Below are 4,807 nucleotides of genomic sequence, written 5' to 3'. Positions count from 1 at the left end.
CGCCACCAGCGGCGTGGCGCCCAGCCCCGGCCCGTGGTCGATGGTGACGCCGCCCAGCCAGGCGCCCGCGGCATTGCCCAGGTTGAACGCGGCGATGTTGAAGGCCGAGGCCAGGTTGGGCGCGTCGCCGGCCTTTTCCAGCACGCGCATCTGCAGGGGCGGCACTGTGGCGAACGCCGCCGCGCCCAGCACCGCCACCGTGATCACCGCCGCGGCCTTGCCATGCACTGTCACGCTGAACACCGCCAGCACCACCGCCAGCAGGGCCAGGCTGCCGACCAGGGTGGGCATCAGCCGGCGGTCGGCCAGTTTGCCGCCATACGTATTGCCGGCCACCAGGCCCACGCCGAACAGCAGCAGAATCGGCGATACCGCGCCGGGGCCGAAGCCCGCCAGTTCGGTCAGCAGCGGGGCGATATAGGTAAACGCCGTGAACACGCCGCCAAAACCCAGCACCGTCATGGCAAAGCCCAGCAGCACCTGCGGCCGGCTCAGCGCGCGCAGTTCGCCCATCAGGTCGCCGCCGCGATCGCCGCGGCTGCGCGGCACCCAGGTGGCAATGGCCAGCATGGCGACCACGCCGATGCCCGTCACGGCCCAGAATGTAGAGCGCCAGCCCCAGGCCTGGCCCAGCCAGGTGCCGAAGGGCACGCCCAGCACGTTGGCCAGCGTCAGTCCGGTGAACATCAGTGCAATGGCCGAGGCCTGTTTCTCGGGCTTGACCAGGCTGGTGGCCACCACCGAGCCCACGCCGAAGAAAGCGCCGTGCGCCAGCGAGGTCAATACCCGGGCCGCCATCAGCGTGCCGTAGCCGGGCGCCAGCGCACAGGCCAGATTGCCCAGCGTGAAGATCAGCATCAGCCCCAGCAGCAGCGTCTTGCGCGGCAGCCGGGTGGTCAGGATGGCCACCGGCGGGGCGCCCACCACCACGCCCAGTGCGTAGCCGGTAACCAGCAGGCCGGCGCTGGACAGCGAGACCCCCAGGTCCGCGCCCACTTCGGGCAGCAAGCCCATGATGACGAATTCCGTGGTGCCGATGCCAAAAGCCCCCACAGCCAGCGCCCAAAGCGCGATAGGCATTTCAATCTCCTGGAAAATGATCGATTCAGGGTTTACCCCTGGAGCCGGCATTGTGCGGCGCATGATCTATGAGAAAAATAGGCCTACACTCACTAGACTTATGCGTGGAGATCAAAAATGGCGCTCAACTCGGATGCCTTGCGGGTTTTCCTGGCGGTGGTGGACACCGGCAGCATGAGCGCGGCAGCCGAATTCCTGCAGCAAACCGCCTCGGGCGTTAGCCGCGCGCTGTCGCGCCTGGAAAGCCAGCTGGGCGTGACCCTGCTGACGCGCACCACGCGCCGCATGGAACTGACCGAGGAGGGCGGCCTGTTCCTGCAGCGCGCGCGCGACATCGTCAGCGACCTGGACGCCGCCGAAGAATGCATGCGCATCCGCCGGCAGCACCCCGCCGGCAAGCTGCGGGTAGACGCGTCCGCGCCGGTCATGCTGCATTGCGTGGTGCCGCACGTCGCGGAATTCCGCCGGCTTTATCCCGAGATTTCGCTGGAACTGACCAGCACCGACCGTATCGTGGACCTGGTGGAGCACCGCACCGACATTGCCCTGCGGGCCGGGCCCTTGGTGGACTCCAGCCTGCACGCGCGGCCGCTGCGGCCCGCGCCGCGCTATGTGGTGGCCAGCCCCGGCTATCTGGCGCGCCGCGGCACCCCCACCACCCCGGAATCATTGCGGCAGCACGAGCTGCTGGGCTTTACCCAGCCTGAAACGCTGAATGTATGGCCGCTGCGGCATGCGGGCGGAACCCAGTTCGCCATCGAGCCCACGCTGGCCGCGTCCAGCGGTGAAACGCAGCGGATGCTGGCCTTGAACGGCGTGGGCATTGCCTGCCTGGGGGCATTCATGCTGAAAGACGATCTGGTGGCGGGCCGGCTGGTGCGGGTGCTGGAAGACGCCCGCACCGACTACCTGCAGCCCATGCACGCGGTGTACTACCGCAATACGCAGCTGGCGCGGCGTATTGCGTGCTTCCTGGATTTTTTCGCCGAACGGATCTGACCGAACGGCAGCATCGGGCGGTAGATGTTTTTGCGGAAAACTGTCAAAAAATAGACGTTTCTTCGGAAAAGTAGAGATTTTTGCAGGGGAGCTTTCCGACGGCGTGCCCCTCAGGCAAACCCCTGTTCCATTTCGCGGCGGAACTGCACGGCCGGGGAACGCGGGTCGAAATCCACGTCGCTCCAGCGTATGGCCTGCGACTGCCGCACCGGGTTTTTCAGTTTTACCTTGTGCGCCAGGCCCAGCGGCAAGTAGCCGTCGGCCACCGAATCGCGCGCCGGCATCAGTTTGCCGTACACGGTATAGCCGCCTTCGCCGTCCAGTTCCTGGCCGGCCTCCAGGTCGCGCTTGGCCGTGGCCACCACGTCGCCGTGCCAACCCGAGGGCGAGCCGGTGGGTTCGCGCCGCAGCCCCACGCTGGCCACGCTGATGCCCAGTTCCAGCCCGATGAGGTGATAAGGCTTGTACATGGCGGCATAGTTGCCGCTGGGATCCGTCAGCAGGCCGTATTCCTTGAAGCAGCGCTGCACATAATCGCTGTCGGCCGCCAGCGTGACATACACGCCCCAGCGCAGGTCGCGGAACACCGGGCGGCCGTCGCGTTCCAGCGATGAAATCACCTCGACCTGGCCGCGGTGGTGCAGCATGCCGCCATCTTCGCGCGGGCGCAGCACGCGCGGCAGGTCGTCCACGCCGCAGGGCGGGAAGTGCAGGCCCGATGGCGCGGGGGCCAGGCCGGTGGCGTTCGCCACCGCGGCCATTTCAATGGCGCTTTTCGTGCCGTCCAGGAAGCTGTTGAACATCTGGGCATTGAAATCGCCCGCGGCCACCATCTCGTGGGTAAAGCCGTAGTACGGCCACACGGTGTCGGGAGTGGAGGTATGGAATTCCGGCAGGTACTTGGTGCCCTTGCCGGCGGCAATGACCTCGAAGCCGCTGGCGCGCGCCCAGTCGACCATTTCGCAGATCAGGGCGGGCTGGTCGCCGTAGGCCAGCGAATACACGATGCCGGCCTCGCGGGCGCGGCGCGCCAGCAGCGGGCCCGCCAGCGCATCGGCCTCGACGTTCACCATGATGATGTGCTTGCCGTATTCGCAGCAGGCCAGCACGTGCGCGATACCGGCGGCGGCGTGGCCGGTGGCGTCGATCACGATCTCGACTTCCGGGCTGGCAATGACAGCGGAGGTGTCGTCGCTGAAGTACACGCGGCCCGACTTGGTCGCATCGTGCGGGCTTTCGGCCCGCAGGGCATCGGCGGGCCAGCCCACGCGCGTCAGCGCGGCGCGCGCCCGTTCGGGCTGCAGGTCGGCCACCGCCACCAATTGAATGCCCGGCGTGCGCCGGGCCTGGCTCAGGAACATCGAGCCGAACTTGCCGGCACCGATCAGCGCCACGCGCAGTGGCTTGCCGTCGACGTGGCGCTGCTTGAGCATGCGGTGCAGGTTCATTGGGCGGTCTCCTCCAGGCGTTCGAGCGAGGTCCGGGCCGCCTCGGGCGGTGTGCCGGTTTTCCATGGCAGTTCTACAGCATAGTCCTTTTGCAGGCAGTCGTCGGGCAGGCATTCGATGGGGGCGAAATTCCGGTGCGCGATCCATTCCACGCGCTTGAAGCGCCGGATGTGGTTCGACACCGCACACAGGCTCAGGTACACGCTGACGCGGTTCCAGGGGCTGAGGTTGGACGACGACGCATGCACCAGGCAGGAATGGAACAGCAGCATCGACCCGGCCGGCCCCTTGGGCGCCACGATGCCGCCGTCGCGGCCGCCGGCCTTGTCCACCATCGTGCGGATGTTGTCGTTGTTGATCGTCCACAGCGGGTAGCTGGTGGTGGTGGTGTCGTGCCCCGCTTCCAGCACGCCCAGGCGGTGGCTGCCGGGAATGAACATCAGCGGCCCGTTGTGTTCGTTGACCTCGTCCAGGAATATCGCCACGTTCATGGCGCGCGGCGTGGGCATCAGGTCGTCGTTCAGCCAAGTGCCGTAGTCCTGGTGCCATTGCCACACGTCGCCGTCGAAGGCGTTCTTGCCGTTGATCTTGAACTGGTGCATGTACACGGGTTCGCCGAACAATTGCTCCACGGGGCGCACCATGCGCGGGTGCCGCGCCAGGCGCGCGAACGGCGAGCTGTACAGGTGGGCGGCGAAGTTGGTGCGCACCGCGCCGCCGTTTCTCTCGCGCACGTTCTCGGGGCGGTCCTGCGCGTAAAGGCGGGGTACCTCGTCGGTGAGCGTGGCGATCTCCTGCGGGGAAAACAGGGCGGGGAAAAACAGATACCCGTCCCGGTCGAATTGTTCGCGTTGCGCTTGAGTCAGTTGCATCGTCGTCTCCGGGTTGGGGCCGGCTGGGGCCGGCTCTGGTGTTTCCGGCGTCGCGCGCCGGTGCGGGAATAGCGGGTGTTTCAGGCCGGCGGCACCGTGTTCAGGCGGGGAATCAGCCCGGCGGCGGCGCGCTCGGCATGTTCGCGCGACAGGGCGGCCGCGCGCTCGGCGTCGCCGGCATTCACGGCGGCCACGATGGCGATGTGCTCATCCCACAGGCCCGCGCGCGCGTAGGCCGGTTCAGACACGGCGCACATCACGCGTTCCAGGTGGCCCCATTGCGGCTGCATGACCGTGCCCAGCAGGCGGTTGCCCGACGCTTCATAGATGGCATGGTGCAATTGGGTATCGGCGGCAATCAGGGCCGGCATGCGGCCCCGCCGCATGGCCGCCAGGCCGCGGTCGATC

General features: G+C 67.4%; 5 protein-coding genes. 1 reads left to right on the top strand and 4 read right to left on the bottom strand.

Annotated features, from left to right (window positions below; translation table 11 throughout):
* Nucleotides 1–1,080 (bottom strand): MFS transporter (locus tag LPZ50_RS21770; RefSeq protein WP_230664876.1); only part of this gene is annotated, 1,080 nt, incomplete at its 3' end.
* A gap of 117 nt (nt 1,081–1,197) precedes the next feature.
* On the opposite strand from LPZ50_RS21770, the gene LPZ50_RS21765 reads away from it, so the two are divergent.
* Nucleotides 1,198–2,079 (top strand): LysR family transcriptional regulator, encoded by an 882-nt coding sequence (locus LPZ50_RS21765; RefSeq protein ID WP_230664874.1) that lies wholly within the window; start codon nt 1,198–1,200, stop codon nt 2,077–2,079.
* Between the two features lie 110 nt (nt 2,080–2,189).
* Here the strand turns inward: LPZ50_RS21765 and LPZ50_RS21760 are convergent, their stop codons facing one another.
* From LPZ50_RS21760 to LPZ50_RS21750, 3 genes are all read right to left on the bottom strand, one after another.
* Nucleotides 2,190–3,527 carry an NAD(P)H-dependent oxidoreductase gene (locus LPZ50_RS21760; RefSeq protein ID WP_230664872.1) on the bottom strand — a complete coding sequence of 446 codons (1,338 nt, stop codon included), beginning with the start codon at nt 3,525–3,527 and terminating at the stop codon, nt 2,190–2,192.
* Nucleotides 3,524–4,399, bottom strand: a complete 876-nt coding sequence (locus LPZ50_RS21755) for a phytanoyl-CoA dioxygenase family protein (protein WP_230664870.1) — start codon at nt 4,397–4,399, stop codon at nt 3,524–3,526. The genes LPZ50_RS21760 and LPZ50_RS21755 overlap by 4 nt, the downstream gene beginning before the upstream one ends.
* An 80-nt stretch (nt 4,400–4,479) precedes the next feature.
* The coding region (locus tag LPZ50_RS21750; protein WP_230664868.1) for an FCD domain-containing protein at nt 4,480–4,807 on the bottom strand (328 nt) is incomplete at its 5' end.

The sequence above is a fragment of the Bordetella petrii genome, assembly GCF_020991325.1.
Classification (GTDB): domain Bacteria; phylum Pseudomonadota; class Gammaproteobacteria; order Burkholderiales; family Burkholderiaceae_B; genus Bordetella_A; species Bordetella_A petrii_E.
Note: the sequence above shows the minus strand (reverse complement) of the source record. Positions and strands in the feature narration are given on the sequence as shown.